Consider the following 18,231-nt stretch of genomic DNA (forward strand, 5'->3'; position numbering starts at 1 on the left):
TCCAGCCGCCCACCGTCTTCCGTCTGCTACGCAGCCACCCCCGGCCGAGGCGGCCGGGGAAGCGGAACCCCTACGCCGTCACCTCCGACCGGTCCCCGCCCCACAGCGTGTGGAAGGAGCCGTCCCGGTCCACCCGCCGGTACGTGTGCGCACCGAAGAAGTCCCGCTGCCCCTGGGTGAGCGCGGCGGGCAGCCGCTCGGCACGCAGGGCGTCGTAGTACGCGAGGGCGGCCGAGAATCCGGGGGCCGGCACGCCCTGCCGGGTCGCCGCGACCAGGACCTCGCGCCAGTCGTCCTGGGCCGCCGCGATCTCCTGGGCGAAGGTGTCGTCGGAGAGCAGGCTCGGCAGATCCGGGCGGACGTCGTAAGCAGCGCGGATCCGGTCCAGGAAGGCCGCGCGGATGATGCAGCCGCCACGCCAGATGGCGGAGACCGCGCCGAGGTCGATGTCCCAGCCGTACTCCTCGCTGCCGGCGGCGATCTCGTGGAAGCCCTGGGTGTAGGACACGATCTTCGAGGCGTACAGCGCCTGTTCCACCCGGTCGGCGAAGGCGCCCGCCTCCGACTCGCTCAGCGGGGACGCCTTCGGGCCCGCCAGTCCGCGCGAGGCCTCCCGCAGGTCCGCGTGGCCCGACAGGGACCGGGCGAAGACCGCCTCCGCGATGCCCGAGACCGGCACGCCCAGGTCGAGGGCGATCTGGACCGTCCAGCGGCCGGTGCCCTTCTGCTCGGCCTGGTCCACCACCACGTCCACGAACGGCTTGCCGGTCGCCGCGTCCACGTGGGACAGGACCTCCGCCGTGATCTCGATCAGGTACGAGTCGAGCCGGCCCGTGTTCCAGGTGCGGAAGATCTCCGCGATCTGGGCGGGGGAGTACCCGGCCACGTCACGCAGCAGCTGGTACGCCTCGCCGATCAGCTGCATGTCGGCGTACTCGATGCCGTTGTGCACCATCTTCACGAAGTGCCCGGCGCCGTCGGGGCCGACGTGCGTCACGCACGGAGCGCCGTCCTTCGCCTTCGCGGAGATCTTCTCCAGCATCGGACCGAGCGACTGGTACGACTCCTTCGAGCCGCCCGGCATGATGCTCGGTCCGTGCAGCGCGCCCTCCTCGCCGCCGGAGATCCCGGCGCCCACGAAGTGGATGCCCTGCTCGCGCAGCTCGCGCTCCCGGCGCCGGGTGTCCGCGAAGTGCGCGTTGCCGCCGTCGATGATCATGTCGCCGGGCTCCAGCAGCGGGGCGAACTCCTGGATCACCGCGTCGGTCGGTTCGCCGGCCTTCACCATGATGACCAGGCGGCGCGGCCGCTCCAGGGCCGCCACGAACTCCTTCGCGGTCTCGGCCGCGACGAAGTCCCCCTCGTGCCCGAACTCCTCGACCAGGGCGTGCGTCCGGGCCACCGTCCGGTTGTGCAGTGCGACCGCGTAGCCGTTGCGCGCGAAATTGCGGGCGAGGTTGCGGCCCATGACCGCGAGTCCAGTGACGCCGATCTGGGCTGTAGTGCTCATACCGCCTGCTCCTCGAAAATCCGGTGAATCATCAAGTGGAACGCTGGGGCCCGCCGCGGTGCCGTCGGCCGGTGCGCCGCCGGTGCCGCTGACGGCCGGTCCGCCGCCGGTTTTGCCGTCGGTCTCGTCGCCGGCCCGCCGTCCGTCGCGCCGTCGTGCCCGCCAGTATCGCCGTTCATACCCTTTCGACCATCCTGACGTGCCGGTACGGCGGGCGCACATCCGGAACCGGCACCCTTCCATACGCGCGGCGGGGGCCCAGTGGCTCAGCGCACGGCCCGCGGATCCGGCCAATCAGGGGGCGTAACCGGCCAGTTGGGGTGACGAAGCGGCCGATAGCCGTCTTGTCACGGCCTGTTCGCGGCGGTTACTTTCGCCCCTCCTGACGCATGTCGAGGGGGCTTGAGATGGCCGTACGCGGCCGGCACCGCCGGTATCAGCCGAACAGGATCAACCGCGCCTCGCTCACCGTCACGGCGGGCGGCGCCGGGATGGCCATTCCGCTCATCGGCGCCGGAGCCGCGCACGCCGCCGACGCCTCCACCTGGAACAAGGTGGCCGCCTGCGAGTCGAGCGGCAACTGGCACATCAACACGGGCAACGGCTACTACGGCGGGCTCCAGTTCACCCGATCCACCTGGGAGGCGTACGGCGGGACGCGGTACGCGCCCCGCGCGGACCTGGCCACCCGGGACCAGCAGATCGCCGTCGCGGAGAAGGTGCTCGACGGGCAGGGACCCGGTGCCTGGCCGGTGTGCTCGACGCGGGCCGGTCTCGCCCGGGGCGGCGGCGCCCCCGACGTCCACCCGGACACGGCCGGACAGCGGACCGTGGGCGGTGCCAAGAGCTCCGCCCGCGAGGTCGACGTACGGCCGCAGACCGCGCCGCAGGCGCGGGCCGGCAGCGCCGAGATGTACAAGGTGGTCCGCGGCGACACCCTCTCCGGCATCGCCGAGGAGCGTCATGTCTCCGGCGGCTGGCGGCAGTTGTACGCCGCCAACCGTACGACCGTGGGCACCGACCCGAACCTGATCGTGCCGGGCCAGCGGCTCGCCGTGCCCAAGTCGCGTACGACGGCCGAGCCGCACCGCAGGACGTCCACCGCCACGCGCCCCGCCAGGGAGGCCAAGCCCGCCGCCGGCACCGCCAAGTCCCGGCCCCACGCCACCCCGCAGACCCTCGTCGCTCCCGTCGGCGGCAGCGTCGGCACGCCCTACCACGCGAACGGCGCCCACTGGTCGAAGGGCTACCACACCGGCGTCGACTTCGAGGTGCCCACCGGCACCTCGGTGAAGGCGGCCGCGGCCGGCCGGGTGGTCAGCGCGGGCTGGGGCGGCGCCTACGGCTACCAGGTGGTCATCGGGCACGCCGACGGCCACTACACGCAGTACGGCCACCTGTCGGCGATATCCGTGCGGGCCGGGCAGACGGTCGCCGCCGGGCGCGGCATCGGCCGCTCGGGGGCCACGGGCAACGTCACCGGACCGCATCTGCACTTCGAGGTGCGCACGGGGCCCGGCTTCGGCACCGACGTCGACCCGCTCGCCTACCTGAGGGCCCGCGGCGTCAGGATCTGACCCGCCGCAACGGGATCGGAACCCGGGCCCGGAGTCGGACTCGGACCCGTACCAGTACGCGGCCCCGCACTTGGACCCGTCCCGGACCCGGCCCTGTACCCGTACTCGGCCCCGTACACGTGTCCGGCCGCCGGAGGTCAGGATCCGACGCGGGACTCGTGTCGGCCGGGCGCGGGCGCCGGTACGCAGGGGCTCGCGTGGAACTGTCCGCCGTAGCACGGGGCCCCGTAGAACAGGCCGAGGACGAGCGGTGGTTCGTCCTGCGCGGGGTCCCCCTCCCGCGCCGCCGGTGCGACCGGGACGACGACCGCTTCCACCCTCACGCCCCGACCGGAGGCCCCGGACGCCTCGGCGAACAGCGCCGCCTCTGCGGACAGCACCGCCTCTGCGGGGGACGGCACCTCGACGGACGGCGCCACCCCGGCGGGCGACGCCTCCCCGTCCGGGCCCGGCCCGCTCACCACGACCGGAGCCGTACGCCCGATGCGCTCGGTCGTCAGCAGGATCAGCCCGCCCGCGGCCACCACACCGCAGCCGAGGGCGAGCGCGGTGCCCGTCGTGCCGTAGCGGAAGCTCTCGCCGAAGAGCGTGAGCCCGACCGCGGCCGCCATCACCGGGTTCACCACCGTCAGCGTGGCCAGCGGCGCCGCGAGGCCACCGCCCCGGTACGACGCCTGCGACAGCAGGATCCCGGCCGTGGCCAGGACGCCTATCGCGGCCAGGGACGGCAGTTCCGACGTCGCGATCCCGTCGGTGAAGTCGACCGTGACGGTCTTGGTGAACACCGAGGACATGCCGAAGGCTATGCCGGAGCCGGTGGCGAGCAGCACGCTGCGCACCGCCGGATGCCGGTGCGCCGCCCGGCCCGCGACCGTGAGCGCCGCGACCACAGCGGCGGTCACCACGGCCAGGCCCCCGCGCTGCGCGGTGCTCAGCGACTGGGCCTGGGAGGCGCCCACCAGGGACAGCAGACCCGCGAGCCCCACCGTCGCCATGATCGCGCCACGCCAGGCGGCGGCGCCGGCCCGCCGGCCGACGAACAGCGCCGCCATCGGCAGCGCGAACACGATGGTCAGGGCGCCCAGCGGCTGCACCAGGCTGAGCGGGCCGCAGGCCAGGGCCACCACGTGCAGCAGTCCGCCGAGACCGTTCAGCACCAGCGCCGCCCACCAGGCGGGCCGGCGCAGCGGCGCGTACCGCTCGCCGGGGGAGGACACCGCGACCTGCTCCTGGACGATCGCACCGCCGGCGTAGGCCACGGCGGACACGAAGGACAGCAGCACGGACAGCGCGAGGGCGCTCATGAGCTGCACCTCCGCGTGGGGCTGGGGCGGCGACCCCGGCGCGACGAACGGTCGGCTTCCATGGTTGACCACCCTGCCGTGCCGATCGCCTCCCGTCGTCGTCCCTGAGCAGTCAATAGGTCCTACTGCCGATGGAGTACGCCCCGCCCGCCGTCCTCCCCTGGGTGGGCGACACGGGACGCGGAGCGCCTGCCGGAACCCCTTGCGCACCGCTCGACGGGCCTTGGTACTACTGCTTCCCGTGAACCTCGCCCCCGACCTCTCCGCACTGAACGACCTCGGCGGCTTCTTCGTCCTGCGGACCGGCGTCCCGCCGCACCGCCCACTGCCCTCCCTCGCCCAGGCCTACGCCACCCCCGTCAGCGATCCCACGACCGTCTCCACCACCCACCCGGCGGCCGACCCGGCGACCGACCCCGTCGGGCATCCCCTGGCCGTACGGGTCCGCCGGGTCGCCGACGGCATCGGCACCCCCGAAGCCCGGGTCGCCGCCTCGGTCGCGCACCAGGCGCTCGCCGCCCGGCTGTGGTCGACCGCGCTCGGCTGCGCCGTGCTGTACGGGCGGCTCCCCGACCTGGACGCCCGCCTGATCCGCTGGGACCCCGCCGGCAGCGCCCCGGACGACCTGTGGCTCACCGAGGTGCGCGCCCGCCCGGCGGACCCGGACGCGGTCGCGGACGCCGTCCTGCACGGGCACCTCGAACCCCTGGCGGCCGCCCTGCGCGCCCGGTACCGACTCGCACCCGGGCTGCTGCGGGGCAACGCGGCCTCCGCGCTGGCGGCCGCGGCACGCCTGCTGGAGAGTTGGGCGCGCGACAGCGGCCGTACCGCGGCAGGCCACCACGCCCGGGAACTGGCCGCACGCCTCCTCGCCCACCCCCTCCTCCACGGGGCCGGCACGGGCACCGGCACCGGCTTCCGGCGGCGCAGTTGCTGCCTCTACTACCGCGTCCCCGGCGGCGGCCTCTGCGGGGATTGCTGCTTCACCCGGGTGCCGGGCTCTTCCCCACGGGCCGCATCTGAGTGACCATGAAGGCGACCGGCCGCTTCGGACCAGGGGGTTGCGGGTGCGCGTGGGACTGCTGACCCGGGAGTACCCGCCGGACGTCTACGGCGGTGCGGGCGTCCACGTCGAGTTCCTCGCGCGGGAGCTCGCGCCGCTGGTGGACCTGGAAGTGCACTGCTGGGGCGAGGGCCGAGCCGACGGCGTCGTACGCCACCGTCCCTGGACCGCGCTGGACGGCGCCAACGACGCGCTGCGCACCTTCTCCGTCGACCTCGCCATGGCCGCCGCGCTCCAGGGCCGCGAACTCGTCCACTCCCACACCTGGTACGCCAACCTCGCCGGTCACCTCGGCAAACTGCTGTACGGCGTGCCGCACGTGATGACCGCGCACTCCCTGGAGCCCCTGCGCCCCTGGAAGGCCGAACAGCTCGGCGGCGGCTACGCCCTGTCCGGCTGGGCCGAGCGCACCGCGATCGAGTCCGCCGACGCGGTCGTCGCCGTCTCCGGCGCCATGCGCGAGGACATCCTCGGCTGCTACCCAGCGCTCGACCCGGCCCGGGTGCACGTCATCCACAACGGCATCGACACCACCCTCTACCGGCCGGACCACGACACGGACGCCCTCGAACGCGTCGGCCTCGACCCGGACCGCCCGTACGTGCTGTTCGTCGGCCGCATCACCCGGCAGAAGGGCGTGCCCCATCTGCTGCGGGCGGTACGGGACATCGACCCGGCCGCGCAGGTGGTGCTGTGCGCTGGGGCGCCGGACACACCGGAGATCGACCGTGAGTTCCGGGACCTTTACCAGGAGCTGAGCCGGACCCGCGACGGCGTGCACTGGATTCCGCGGATGCTGCCGCGCCCGGACGTGATCCAGCTCCTCACCCACGCCGCCGTCTTCGTCTGCCCCTCGGTCTACGAGCCGCTGGGCATCGTCAACCTGGAGGCGATGGCGTGCGGCACCCCCGTCGTGGCCTCCCGGGTCGGCGGGATCCCCGAGGTGGTCGACGACGGCCGGACGGGGGTACTCGTGCCGGTGGACGACGATTTCGAGACCGGGCTCGCCCGCGCCCTCGACACGGTGCTCGCGGACCGGGACGGCGCCCGCCGCATGGGTGAGGCCGGAAGACGGCGCGCGGTGGAGGAGTTCGGCTGGGACGCGGTCGCCCGGCGCACCGTGCGGCTCTACGAGGAGATCCTCGGACAGGCTTAGGGCTCTATCCCTCCTGCTCAGGTGCAGGAGGGGACGCAACCGGGTGAGGGGAGCGGCCATGCGTCGTGGTGGACCTTCGGTCCTCGGGATCGTCCTCGCGGGCGGAGAGGGCAAACGGCTGATGCCGCTGACCGCGGACCGCGCCAAACCCGCGGTCACGTTCGGCGGCACCTACCGGCTCGTCGACTTCGTCCTGTCCAACCTCGTCAACGGCGACATCCTGCGCATCTGCGTGCTGACCCAGTACAAGTCGCATTCGCTGGACCGGCACATCACCACCACCTGGCGGATGTCCAGCCTGCTCGGCAACTACATCACACCGGTCCCCGCCCAGCAGCGGCTCGGGCCGCGCTGGTACCTGGGCAGCGCCGACGCGATCCTTCAGTCGCTCAACCTGATCCACGACGAACAGCCCGAGTACGTAGCGGTGTTCGGTGCCGACCACGTCTACCGCATGGACCCGCGGCAGATGCTCAAGGAGCACATCGAGGGCGGCGCGGGCGTGACGGTCGCGGGCATCCGGGTGCCGCGCGCGGAGTCGTCGTCGTTCGGGGTGATCACCCCCGGTTCGGACGGGCAGACCGTGCAGCGCTTCCTGGAGAAGCCCGCCGACCCGCCGGGGCTGCCCGACGACCCGGAGTGCGTCTTCGCCTCGATGGGCAACTACGTCTTCTCCACCAAGGTGCTGATCGAGGCACTCCAGCGGGACGCGGAGGACGACCGGTCGGTGCACGACATGGGCGGCTCGATCCTGCCCCAGCTCACCGACCGCGGCGAGGCGCAGTTGTACGACTTCGGCTCCAACCACGTGCCCGGCGAGACCAGCCGCGACCAGGGCTACTGGCGGGACGTCGGCACGCTCGACGCGTACTACGACGCCCACATGGACCTGATCGCCGAGCGCCCGGCGTTCAACCTCTACAACCGCGACTGGCCGATCTACACCCACTCGGGGCAGCTCTCGCCGGCCCGGTTCAACGCGGGCGGGATCGCGGGCGAGTCGATCATCAGCGCCGGCTGCCTGATCCGGGGGCAGGTCACCCGCTCCGTGCTGTCGCCGGGGGTCCGGGTCGACCCGGGCGCGGTCGTCCAGGGCTCGGTGCTGCACGACAACGTCCGGGTGGGCCGGGGCGCCATCGTGCGCGGCGCGGTCCTGGACAAGAACGTCGAGGTGCCGCCCGGCGCGACGATCGGCGTCAACCCCGAGCGGGACGCCGAGCTGTACACCGTCTCCCAGGGCGGGGTGATCGCCCTCGGCAAGGGACAGCTGGTCCCGTAGCCCGACGCGGCGCGTCCGAGGGCCGCGCGGGGGGCGCCGATCCGCGACGCGTCGCGCGCGACATACGCCGGTTGCCGGGCTGACCGGCCCCCAGACCTGATCATGCAGGCAGTGACGTCTCCTTCGGAGGTCTTCCTGCATGAGATGGACCCGGCGCCTGCGCCTGTGCGCGGCGGTGGCGGTGCCAGCGTTCGCGCTGACCGCCGCTCCCGTCGCCGCACCGGCCGCCGAAGCGCGCGACGACCGGCTCACCGATCTGGTCGACCCGTTCATCGGCACCGCGAACGAGGGCAACACCTTCCCCGGCGCGGCCGTGCCCTTCGGCATGGTGCAGCTCTCGCCGGACACCGGCCACAGCACCGGTTACGACCACGGCCAGGACCGTGTCCGCGGCTTCTCCCTGGTCCACCTCTCCGGCGTCGGCTGCCGCATCGGTGGCGACCTGCCGGTGCTGCCGACCACCGGTGACGTCACTCGAACGGACTACGCGAAGTACGCGGCCGTCTTCAACCACGACACCGAGCGGGCGAGCCCCGGCTACTACCGCGTCGGCCTGGCCCCGGGTACCGGCGGTGCCGGCGGTATCGGCGCCGAACTGACGGCGAGCGCGCGTACCGGGGTGCAGCGCTACACCTTCCCGGCCACCGGCAAGGCCAACATCCTGCTCAACGCGGCCCAGGCGCTGCACAAGCCGGTCGCCGCGAAGGTGGAGATCCTGGACGACCGCACCGTGCGGACCGCGATCACGGGCCGCGGCTTCTGCCGGGACACCCGGCCCTACACGGTCTACACCGTCACCCGCTTCGACCGGCCTTTCACGGCGTACGGCACCTGGGACGGCACCAGGGTCACGGCGGGGTCCAGAACCGGACACGGCGGCGCCTACGTCCGCTTCGACACCACCGAGGACCGCACGGTGGAGGCGACGACCGCGCTGTCCTACGTCGACGCGGCAGGCGCGGCGCGCAACCTGGCCGCGGAGGGCGGGCGTTCCTTCGACGCGGTGCGTGACGCGGCCCGGCGGTCCTGGGAGAGGCGGCTGGGCGACGTACGCGTCCGGGGCGGCGGCGCCGTCCTGCGCCGCACGTTCTACTCGGCGCTGTACCACTCGTTCCTGGCGCCGAACACCGGCAGCGACGCCGACGGCCGCTACACCGGCTGGGACGGGCGGATCCACCGCGCGCGGGGTTTCACCTACTACCAGAACTGGTCGCTGTGGGACACCTACCGCACCCAGGCCCCGTTGCTGGCCCTGCTCGCGCCGCGCGAGTCCCGGGACATGGCGATCTCGGTGATCAGGGTCGCCGAGGAGAGCGGCTGGCTGCCCAAGTGGGGCTACGGCACCGTCGAGACGAACGTCATGACCGGCGACCCGGTCACCCCGTTCCTGACCAACGCCTACCAGCAGGGTCTGCTGAAGGGGTACGAGGAGCGGGCCTACCGGGCGCTGAGGCGGAACGCCGACGGGGTGCCGCCCGCCGGCTCCCCGGCCGTGGGCCGCGACGCCAACCCGGACTACCTCGCCCGCGGCTACGTCCCGTACCGCAAGGGCCACGAGCCCGCGAAGCCCGGTCACTCCGACTACGCGTTCGGCGCGTCGGCGACCCTGGAGTACGCCCTGTCGGACGCGATGCTCGCGCAGATGGCCCGCGCCCTCGGCCACCACGGGGACGCCGCGCGGTACGCCGCCCGCTCCCGCGCCTACCGCGAGCTGTTCGACCCCGCCACCGGCTTCTTCCGTGCCCGCGACGTCTCCGGCGCCTTCACCGGACCGGCGGACCCGGCCCGCGGCGTCGGCTTCCACGAGGGCACGCCCTGGCAGTACCAGTGGCTGGTGCCGCAGGACCTGCCCGGCCTGGTGCGCCTGCTCGGCGGCCGGCGCGCCGCCAACGAACGGCTCGACGCGTTCTTCGCCTACGCCGGCCTGCTGAGGGACCCCGAGCGCACCGTCCGCGAGACCTGGGTCAGCGGGCCGTACGCCTACTACGACGCGGACAAGTACAACCCGATGAACGAGCCGGACCTCGCCGCGCCGTACACCTACCTGTCGACGGGGCAGCCGTGGAAGACCACCGACGTGGTGCACGCCGCGCTGACCCTGTTCACCGACGAGCCGGCCGGGCTGAGCGGGAACGACGACCTGGGCACCATGTCCGCCTGGAACGTGCTGGCCTCCCTCGGCCTGTTCCCCGTCCAGCCCGGCTATCCCGCCTGGGGCCTGTCCACGCCCGTCTTCGAACGCGTCGACCTGCGACTGGACCGCGGCTACTACCCGCGCGGCGGCCTCACCATCACGGCGCCGGGCACCTCGCGGGAGGACCGGTACATCCAGTCGGTCCGGGCCGGTGGGGTGCCGCACGACCGGACGTATCTGACCACCCGCGCCCTGCGGTCGCTCGGCACCCTGAGCTACACCGTGGGACCGCGGCCCTCGGCGTGGGGCACATCCGCGCGGGCCGCACCACCCGCCCTGCGATGACACCCGCGGCAGGCCCGAAGTGACCTCGAAGGCCACATGTGTCCCACCCCTTTCTCCCGGGGTCCGACTTAATCTGTTGTTAACTGAGAGTAGCTTGATCGTACTTGACTGTAATCAGTCGAGGGCGGTTGACTGCCTACACACCCACCGCCGATGCGAGGCAAGCCATTGACTCCCGACCTGCTCGCCCCCCTCGACCTGGCGTTCTGGAACATCGAGTCCGCCGACCACCCCATGCACCTCGGCGCCCTCGGGGTCTTCTCCGCCCACTCGCCGACCGCCGGCGCCCACGCGGCCGACCTGCTGGCCGCCCGCGCGGCCGCCGTGCCCGGCCTGCGCATGCGGATCCGGGACGTGTGGCGGCCGCTCGACCTGCGCCGGCCCCTCGCCCAGGCGCTGCGTCCGCCGCTCGGCTTCGGCGGCGCCGCCCGCGAACCCGACCCCGGCTTCGACCCGCTCAACCACGTCCGGCTGCACGCCCCGGCCACGGACTTCCACGCCGAGGCGGGCCGGCTCATGCAGCGCCCGCTGGAGCGCAACCGCCCGCCCTGGGAGGCGCACGTACTGCCGGGCGAGGACGGCGTCTCCTTCGCCGTGCTGTTCAAGTTCCACCACGCCCTCGCCGACGGCCTGCGCGCATTGACCCTCGCCGCGGCCGTTCTGGACCCCATGGACATGCCCACCCCGCGGCCCCGTCCGGCCGCGCCCGCACGCGGTTCGCTGCCCGACGTCCGCAAGCTGCCCGAGGCGCTGCGCGGCGCCCTGTCCGACGTGGGCCGCGCCCTGGACATCGGCGCCTCCGTCGCCCTCTCGTCGCTCGCCACCCGGTCCACCCCGGCGCTCACCGCCGAGCCCACCGGAACCCGCCGCACCGCCGGCGCGGTCGTCGACATCGACGACGTGCACCTGGTCCGCAAGGCCGTCGGCGGCACCGTCAACGACGTGCTGATCGCGGTCGTCGCCGGCGCCCTGCGGCGCTGGCTCGACGAGCGCGGCGAGGGCACCGAGGGGATCGCGCCCCGCGCCCTGATCCCGGTCTCCAGGCGCCGCCCGCGCACCGCCCACCCGCAGGGAAACCGGCTCTCCGGCTACCTGATGGAACTCCCCGTCGGTGACCCGGACCCGCTGCGCCGGCTCGACGCCGTGCGCTCCGCCATGGACCGCAACAAGGACGCCGGGCCCAACCGGGGCGCGGGCGCGGTCGCGCTGCTCGCCGACCACGTGCCCGCCCTCGGCCACCGGCTCGGCGGACCACTGGTCGCCCAGGCCGCCCGGCTGTGGTTCGACATCCTGGTCACCAGCGTGCCGCTGCCCGGCATCGGCCTGAAACTCGGCGGCCACCCGCTGACCGAGGTCTACCCCTTCGCGCCGCTGGCCCGCGGCCAGTCCCTGGCCGTCGCGATCTCCACCTACCGCGGCCAGGTCCACTACGGGCTCGTCGCCGACGCGCAGGCCGTGCCCGACCTGAACCGGCTCGCCCGCGCCGTGGCCGAGGAGGTGGAGACCCTGATCACGGTCTGCGGATCCTGATCACCGCGGTTTGGCCTACGGGCCCGGCGCTGCCGTAAAATCCCCGGTTCGAAAGCGGACGCGAGTCGGAGCGCCGCACGGGTGATCAGGGAACGGCAGCGCGATGACGGTGACAGACGAGGGCTCGACGGCCATGGACGAAGTGGTGTACGGGCCCGGTATCGACCCCGAACGCCTCGCCGTGTGCCTCGCCGTGCTCAAGGAGCTCGACGGGATCGACGTGGACCACCCGGACGCCGTCGCCGTGCGCCGGGCCACCTCGCACATCTACCGCACGGTCAAGCAGCGCCGCCGCCAGGAGCGCCGGGCCGCCAAGACCGCGAACGACAAGGCGGTCACGGAGGCCACGGCCACCGGCTCCGCGCAGCGGATCGACGACGAGACGGAGGGCATCCTGCCCTCGTCCGTGACGCGGGAGGGGCAGATCGCGGGCATACTCCAGCGCCCGCGCTCCTGCTACGTCTGCAAGTCCCGCTACGTCGAGGTCGACTACTTCTACCACCAGCTCTGTCCGCGGTGCGCCGCCGAGAACCGCGCCCGCCGGGACGCCCGCGCCGACCTCACGGGCAAGCGCGCCCTGCTCACCGGCGGCCGTGCCAAGATCGGCATGTACATCGGGCTGCGGCTGCTGCGCGACGGCGCGCACACCACGATCACGACCCGCTTCCCCAATGACGCCATCCGCCGCTTCAAGGCCCAGCCCGACAGCGACGAGTGGATCCACCGGCTGAAGATCGTCGGCATCGACCTGCGCGACCCGGCCCAGGTGGTGGCCCTGGCCGACTCGGTCGCCGCCGAGGGGCCCCTGGACATCCTGATCAACAACGCCGCCCAGACCGTACGGCGCTCCGCGCAGGCCTACAGCGAGCTGGTCGCCGCCGAGTCGGCCCCGATGCCGGCCGGTGAGCTGCCCGCGGCCGAGGTGATCGGCACGTTCGGCTCCGGGGCGGTCGCGGAGCTGCCGGTGGCGGGCGGCGGCGCGCTCACGGCCCAGGACGTCACCGACCTGGCGCTGGTCTCCGGCTCGGCGTCCCTGGAGCGGATCGCCGCCGGCACGGCCATCGACGCCGGCGGGCTGGTGCCCGACCTGCACCACACCAACAGCTGGATCCAGGCGGTGGAGGACGTCACGCCGGTGGAGCTGCTGGAGGTCCAGCTCTGCAACTCGACTGCGCCCTTCATCCTGATCAGCCGGCTGCGTCCGGCGATGGCGGCCGCCGCGGCCCGCCGCGCCTACATCGTGAACGTCTCCGCCATGGAGGGCGTGTTCAACCGCGGCTACAAGGGCGCCGGCCACCCGCACACCAACATGGCCAAGGCCGCCCTGAACATGCTCACGCGCACCAGCGCCGAGGAGATGTTCCAGAAGGACCGCATCCTGATGACGGCCGTCGACACCGGCTGGATCACCGACGAGCGCCCGCACCCCGACAAGGTGCGCCTCGCCGAGGCCGGCTTCCACGCCCCGCTCGACCTGGTGGACGGCGCCGCCCGCGTCTACGACCCGATCGTCCGCGGCGAGGCGGGCGAGGACCTGTACGGCGTCTTCCTCAAGGACTACGCGCCGGGGAAGTGGTGAACCGCCGGCCGGGGCGGCCCTCCGGCCGCCCGGCCCGGCCCCAACCGACGCCGTGTCAGTCCACGGTCCGCAGCCGGTAGTTGCCCGCCGCGAGGAGCTCCAGGACCGTGCGCCAGTCCTCCAGGACGCCGGCGTCGAAGCCGGTGGTGCGGGCCTCCTCGGCCGCCTGGCGCAACGACAGCGCGTCCTCGTCGGACTCGTCGGGCAGACGGCCGCCGGCGGCCGCCGCGTGCCGCCGTACGAGGCGGGAGACGCGCTCGCCGAGCAACCCGTGCACCGCGTCCGCCGCGGGGTCGGACGCACCGGTTCCGCCGCCCGGCCGCAACAGCCGGCCGACGCCGTGGACCAGGCCCGCCACCTGGAGCTCCTTGTCGGCCGGATGGTGCCGGCGCAGCAGGGCGGCGGTGCGCAGGGCGTGGGCGCGGGCGTCGGGCGGGCAGGCGTACAGCAGGTCCATGAGCTCCTCGGCGCTGCGCAGCTCCATGCGTCGGTCCTCCCGCGAGAAAGCCGTCGTGGTGGGTCAGCAGATCATGGCGAGCTTGCGGCGCGGCCAACGGAACCTGAACTGTCCCACGGGTGTGCCGGGTAGCTCTCAGGGATGAATCCCGCCCGGCACATGATGCGACAAATCACCCCGTAAATGGTCCAATCAACACGCGCGACGTCAGATAGTTACCTGCTCTTTGCAGCCCCATCGAGCAGGGGTCCGCTCATTTGGTTAATCTGGGGTGGACGGACAGCGACTAGGGGTTCCATCCACACCCATGGTCCGTCCCGGGGCAAGCCGGTGCACCACGGCCTGCTCGCACCTCAGTTGCCGACGCCACCGCGTCCGAGATGCCAGAGAACCAGACCCGAGCGGGCTTCGGGCGGCGCGGTGCGACCCGGCCGCATGCCCCGAGGGTGACCGACACATAAGGAGTGCGCGGTGACACCGGAGAAGACGAATCGCGAGCAGCGCCCCAACGAACGCACGGAGCGCGCGGGCCGAAGGCCCGCGGAACTGGGCAGCCTCGACGTGTGGGCCCGCTCCGCCCCGATCCGCCTGGCGGGCTACGAGGACGACCTGGCCGAGCCGCACATCCTGCCCAGCGTGGACTGACCGCCAGAACCCGTCGCGATCGCCGACCGCATGGGCGTGCCACACTCACGCCCATGCTGATCAGAGAAGCCGCGGCCGAGGACTGGCCGCGGATCTGGCCCTTCTGGCACCGGATCGTCGCCGCCGCCGAGACCTACGCCTGGGACCCGGACACCTCCGAGGAGGATGCCCGGGCCCTGTGGATGAGCCCCGCCAAACGCGTGTACGTCGCCGAGGACGACACCGGGGCGGTCGTCGGCTCCGCCTATGTCACCCCCAACTACGGCGGTCCCGCGGCACGTGTCGCCAACGCGGGCTTCATGGTCGACCCCGACCAGGCCGGGCGCGGCTTCGGCCGTGCCCTGGCCGAACACGTCCTCGAGTCCGCGACGGCCGCCGGCTACCGGGCGATGGTCTTCAACGCCGTCGTGGAGAGCAACCCCGCCGTCGGGCTGTGGACCTCGCTCGGCTTCCGGATCCTCGGCACGGTGCCGGAGGCGTTCGAGCACCCCCGGCACGGCCTGGTGGGCCTGCACATCATGTACCGGGCCCTCTAGAACATGTACCGGGCCCTCCGGAGCGGGCCCGCGAGCCCGGGGCGGCCCTACGCGTCCGGCAGCAGGTCCGCCGTCCGGGGCCACGGGCGCAGCCGCTCGATCTGCTCCGCCAGGTCCAGCAGGTCCGCCTCCGAGCCCGGACGGCCCACCAGCTGAACGGCGCACGGGGCGCCCGAGGGCAGCGTGCCGAACGGCACCGCCATCGCGGGCCATCCGGTCAGGTTCCAGGGCGGGGTCATCGGCGAGTAGGAGGTGTCGGCCAGCACGTTGCGCAGCCAGCCCCGCTCGTGCCAGGGCCCGGCCTGCGGGGAGCGGCGGGCCAGCGCGGGGGTGAGCAGCACGTCGTACTCGGCGAAGAACGGCTCCATCCGCCGCCGCAGCGCCTCCCGCCGCGTATCCGCGCGTACCCCGTTCAGGAACCGCCGCCCCACGGCCGCGTGCACCCGGGTGCGCCGCGTCAGCCGCCGCGGGTCCAGGCCCGCCGCGTCCACGGCCGTGCCCGCCGTCCAGTGCCGCAGGGCCGTCACGCCCAGCGACATCGGATACGGCGGCTCGGCCCGGCGCACCCGGTGACCGGCCCCGGCCAGCAACCGTGCCGCGTCCCGGGTGGCGACGGCGTAGGGCCTGCTCACGCCCACCCCGGTGAGCGGGCTGCGCACGGACACGGCGATCGTGCGCGGGGCCGCCTCCCGACCGCGTACGACCTCGGTGCCGGTCAGTACGGAGAGCATCAGCCGCGCGTCCTCTACGGTCGTGGCGAGCGGCCCGTTCTCGGCCATGCCGAACCAGTCGCCTTCGCCGATACCGGCGGGCACCACCCCGTGACCCGGCTTGATGGTGACCAGGCCGCAGTTGGCCGCCGGGATGCGCAGCGAGCCCATGCCGTCGTTGCCGAGGGCGACCGGGACCATGCCGGCGGCGACCGCCGCCGCGCTGCCGCCCGAGGAGCCGCCCGCGTTCCGGGTGGTGTCCCACGGGTTGCGGGTGGTGCCGTGAACGCCCTCCGTGGTGCCGAAGACGCACAGCTCGGGCACGTTCGTCACCCCGACGACCACCGCGCCCGCCGCCCGCAGCCGGGCCACCGCGACATGGTCGTCGACGGCCGGAGTGTCCGGGGTCGCGGCCGAACCCACGCGGCTGGACTCGCCCCGCACCGCCAGGTTGTCCTTGACGGCCACCGGCACACCCGCGAGCGGCAGCCCGGCCAGATCGCCGCGGGCCGCCACCTCGTCGGCCTCCTCGAGCGCGGCCCCGGCGCGGACGGCGCGGAAGGCGCCGACGCGGCCGTCGAGCCGCTCGATACGGGCGAGGTGCTCGGCCACCACCTCGCGGGGCGTGGCCCGCCTCTCGCGTACGGCGGCGGCGATCTCGGCGGCACTGCGGCCGGCCCAGTTGGTCACGGGCGCTCCTCGGATGGGGGACGGGCGGTTTCGTACTCGCGAGTACGCAGGGAGAACTGTGCCCGGCGACGGGTGCCGCGTCGAGAGGCGCCCGTCGCGGAAAGGCCGGCGCAGCGGCGTATGCGGCCCGTCCGAGTGGGTCTAAGGTCGAAGGCAGAGGACGCGTACGAGGGGAACCGGTCGGCGATGGCACAGGACGAGGCCGTGATCGGCTGCACGGGGGAGCTTCTCATCGGAACGCGCGGTTCCGCCGGTCCGGGCGAGATCCTGGTACGGGTCAGAGGCGGTTCCGAGACCTTCCTCGCCTGGTCGCAGGAACCGCTGCCGATCGGTGCGACGGTGCTCGTGGTCGAATCACGCGGATGCCGTGAGGTCGACGTCATCGCGTGGGGCGACCCCTTGGAGAGATTGCGGGACGATCCTGTAGAGCGTGGCTGATCCGGGCTGATCCGGACTAAGGAGAACAAGACCATGTTCGGTTACCGCGTTCCCGCCCCCGACGAGGCGATGCTGATCTCCGGAGGCAGGCGGGGACTGGGCGGCGCGCCGTTCCGGGTGGTGACGGGCCACGGCAAGTTCGTGCTCCCCGTCTTCCGCAAGGTCCGCTTCCTCACCCTGTCCATGTGCGAGTCCGAGGTCGTCGAGACCTGCGTCACCAGGCAGGGCATCGCGCTGCACGTGCGTGCCGTCATCGCCTTCAAGGTCGGCAACGACACCGAGAGCATCATCAACGCGGGCCAGCGGTTCCTCTCCGACCAGGACCAGATGTCGGTCCTGACCGGCCGGATCTTCGCCGGCCACCTGCGGGCCATCATCGGCTCGATGACGGTCGAGGAGATCGTCACCGAACGGCAGAAGCTCGCAGCCGAGGTGCTGGACACCTCGAAGACCGAGATGGCGAAGATCGGCCTGATCGTGGACTCGCTGCAGATCCAGTCGATCGACGACGGGGACACCGGCTACATCGACGCGATGTCCGCGCCGCACAAGGCGGCCATCCGGCGGCAGGCCCAGATCGCCCAGGCCCAGGCCAACCAGGCGGCCGCCCAGGCGGAGCAGGAGGCGGCGCGCCAGCAGGCCGAGTACGCCCGGCAGACCGCGGTGGTGAAGGCGGAGTACTCGGCCGAGGTGGACCGCGCCCAGGCGCGGGCGGCCCAGGCCGGCCCGCTGGCACAGGCACACGCCCGGCAGGAGGTGCTGGACGCCCAGACCGAACTCGCTCAGCGGCAGGCCAGGCTGCGCCAGCAGGAGCTGGTGGCCGAGATCGTGAAGCCCGCCGAGGCCGAGGCCGAACGCGTCAGGGTCCTCGCCGCCGCCGAGGCGCAGCGGATGAAGATCCAGGCCGAGGCCGCGGCGTCGTTCGACCGTGTCGCCCTGGACCGGATGCTCATCGACCAGCTGCCGCTGATCGTGAAGGAGGCGGCGGGCGGCCTGTCCGGGGCCAACGTCAACGTCCTGAACGGCGCCGACGGGCTCGGCGAGATCGCGGCCGGCCTGGTCGCCCAGGGTCTGACGATCCTGGACTCGGTCCGGCAGAACCTGAACGGCCACGGCGACCGGAACTCCGGCGGCGCCCGGCCCGAGGAGGGCGACGGCCGGCTCGCGCTGAGGGGTCCGAGCGCGCCGCGGCCGGACACCGGGGAAGCCGAGCCGCGCGAGGGCACGGCCGACGGGGAACGGCCGGACCCCCGAACCCGCTGATGCCCGCGCCGGGCC

At 73.3% G+C, this 18,231-nt stretch carries 15 protein-coding genes; 11 read left to right on the top strand and 4 right to left on the bottom strand.

Annotated features, from left to right (window positions below; genetic code table 11):
- Nucleotides 1-70: 70 nt before the first annotated feature.
- Nucleotides 71-1,510 (bottom strand): NADP-dependent phosphogluconate dehydrogenase, encoded by a 1,440-nt coding sequence (gndA, locus tag ACWC91_RS08205; RefSeq protein WP_225076837.1) that lies wholly within the window; start codon nt 1,508-1,510, stop codon nt 71-73.
- Between the two features lie 407 nt (nt 1,511-1,917).
- On the opposite strand from gndA, the gene ACWC91_RS08210 reads away from it, so the two are divergent.
- A complete protein-coding gene (locus ACWC91_RS08210) occupies nt 1,918-3,087 on the top strand; it encodes a transglycosylase family protein (RefSeq protein ID WP_281154009.1) in 1,170 nt (389 codons plus the stop codon).
- Between the two features lie 137 nt (nt 3,088-3,224).
- Here ACWC91_RS08210 and ACWC91_RS08215 read toward each other — a convergent pair whose 3' ends face one another.
- Complete coding sequence (locus ACWC91_RS08215; protein ID WP_450644016.1) at nt 3,225-4,391, bottom strand: DMT family transporter; 1,167 nt, start codon at nt 4,389-4,391, stop codon at nt 3,225-3,227.
- Between the two features lie 241 nt (nt 4,392-4,632).
- On the opposite strand from ACWC91_RS08215, the gene ACWC91_RS08220 reads away from it, so the two are divergent.
- From ACWC91_RS08220 to ACWC91_RS08245, 6 genes are all read left to right on the top strand, one after another.
- Nucleotides 4,633-5,418, top strand: a complete 786-nt coding sequence (locus ACWC91_RS08220) for a (2Fe-2S)-binding protein (protein ID WP_450644014.1) — start codon at nt 4,633-4,635, stop codon at nt 5,416-5,418.
- 40 nt (nt 5,419-5,458) lie between these two features.
- Entirely contained in the window at nt 5,459-6,610 is a 1,152-nt protein-coding gene (gene glgA / locus ACWC91_RS08225) for a glycogen synthase (protein ID WP_376500057.1), read from the top strand.
- A gap of 58 nt (nt 6,611-6,668) precedes the next feature.
- Entirely contained in the window at nt 6,669-7,889 is a 1,221-nt protein-coding gene (gene glgC / locus ACWC91_RS08230) for a glucose-1-phosphate adenylyltransferase (protein ID WP_225076832.1), read from the top strand.
- Nucleotides 7,890-8,028: 139 nt separating this feature from the next.
- Nucleotides 8,029-10,368 carry a GH92 family glycosyl hydrolase gene (locus tag ACWC91_RS08235; protein WP_450644012.1) on the top strand — a complete coding sequence of 780 codons (2,340 nt, stop codon included), beginning with the start codon at nt 8,029-8,031 and terminating at the stop codon, nt 10,366-10,368.
- A gap of 168 nt (nt 10,369-10,536) precedes the next feature.
- On the top strand, nt 10,537-11,898 hold the full coding sequence (locus ACWC91_RS08240) for a wax ester/triacylglycerol synthase family O-acyltransferase (RefSeq protein WP_225076864.1): 1,362 nt from the start codon (nt 10,537-10,539) through the stop codon (nt 11,896-11,898).
- A gap of 103 nt (nt 11,899-12,001) precedes the next feature.
- Nucleotides 12,002-13,477 (top strand): SDR family NAD(P)-dependent oxidoreductase, encoded by a 1,476-nt coding sequence (locus tag ACWC91_RS08245; protein ID WP_450644855.1) that lies wholly within the window; start codon nt 12,002-12,004, stop codon nt 13,475-13,477.
- A 55-nt stretch (nt 13,478-13,532) separates the two neighbouring features.
- Here ACWC91_RS08245 and ACWC91_RS08250 read toward each other — a convergent pair whose 3' ends face one another.
- Nucleotides 13,533-13,961: a hypothetical protein gene (locus ACWC91_RS08250; RefSeq protein WP_376500060.1), complete on the bottom strand. Its 429-nt coding sequence runs from the start codon at nt 13,959-13,961 to the stop codon at nt 13,533-13,535.
- A 444-nt stretch (nt 13,962-14,405) separates the two neighbouring features.
- Here ACWC91_RS08250 and ACWC91_RS08255 point away from each other — a divergent pair, with 444 nt between their 5' ends.
- Both ACWC91_RS08255 and ACWC91_RS08260 read left to right on the top strand, forming a co-directional pair.
- On the top strand, nt 14,406-14,579 hold the full coding sequence (locus ACWC91_RS08255; protein WP_225076828.1) for a hypothetical protein: 174 nt from the start codon (nt 14,406-14,408) through the stop codon (nt 14,577-14,579).
- A gap of 53 nt (nt 14,580-14,632) precedes the next feature.
- Nucleotides 14,633-15,115: an N-acetyltransferase family protein gene (locus ACWC91_RS08260; RefSeq protein ID WP_450644852.1), complete on the top strand. Its 483-nt coding sequence runs from the start codon at nt 14,633-14,635 to the stop codon at nt 15,113-15,115.
- Between the two features lie 47 nt (nt 15,116-15,162).
- On the opposite strand, the gene ACWC91_RS08265 is transcribed toward ACWC91_RS08260, so the two are convergent.
- Nucleotides 15,163-16,515, bottom strand: a complete 1,353-nt coding sequence (locus tag ACWC91_RS08265; RefSeq protein ID WP_450725846.1) for an amidase — start codon at nt 16,513-16,515, stop codon at nt 15,163-15,165.
- Between the two features lie 186 nt (nt 16,516-16,701).
- Between ACWC91_RS08265 and ACWC91_RS08270 the strand changes: the two genes are divergently transcribed.
- Together ACWC91_RS08270 and ACWC91_RS08275 are read left to right on the top strand one after the other, a co-directional pair.
- Nucleotides 16,702-16,953 (top strand): hypothetical protein, encoded by a 252-nt coding sequence (locus tag ACWC91_RS08270; protein ID WP_141355947.1) that lies wholly within the window; start codon nt 16,702-16,704, stop codon nt 16,951-16,953.
- A gap of 33 nt (nt 16,954-16,986) precedes the next feature.
- Nucleotides 16,987-18,216 (top strand): SPFH domain-containing protein, encoded by a 1,230-nt coding sequence (locus tag ACWC91_RS08275; RefSeq protein WP_225076825.1) that lies wholly within the window; start codon nt 16,987-16,989, stop codon nt 18,214-18,216.
- Nucleotides 18,217-18,231 lie beyond the last annotated feature (15 nt).

It is taken from the genome of Streptomyces sp. NPDC001204, assembly GCF_053598035.1.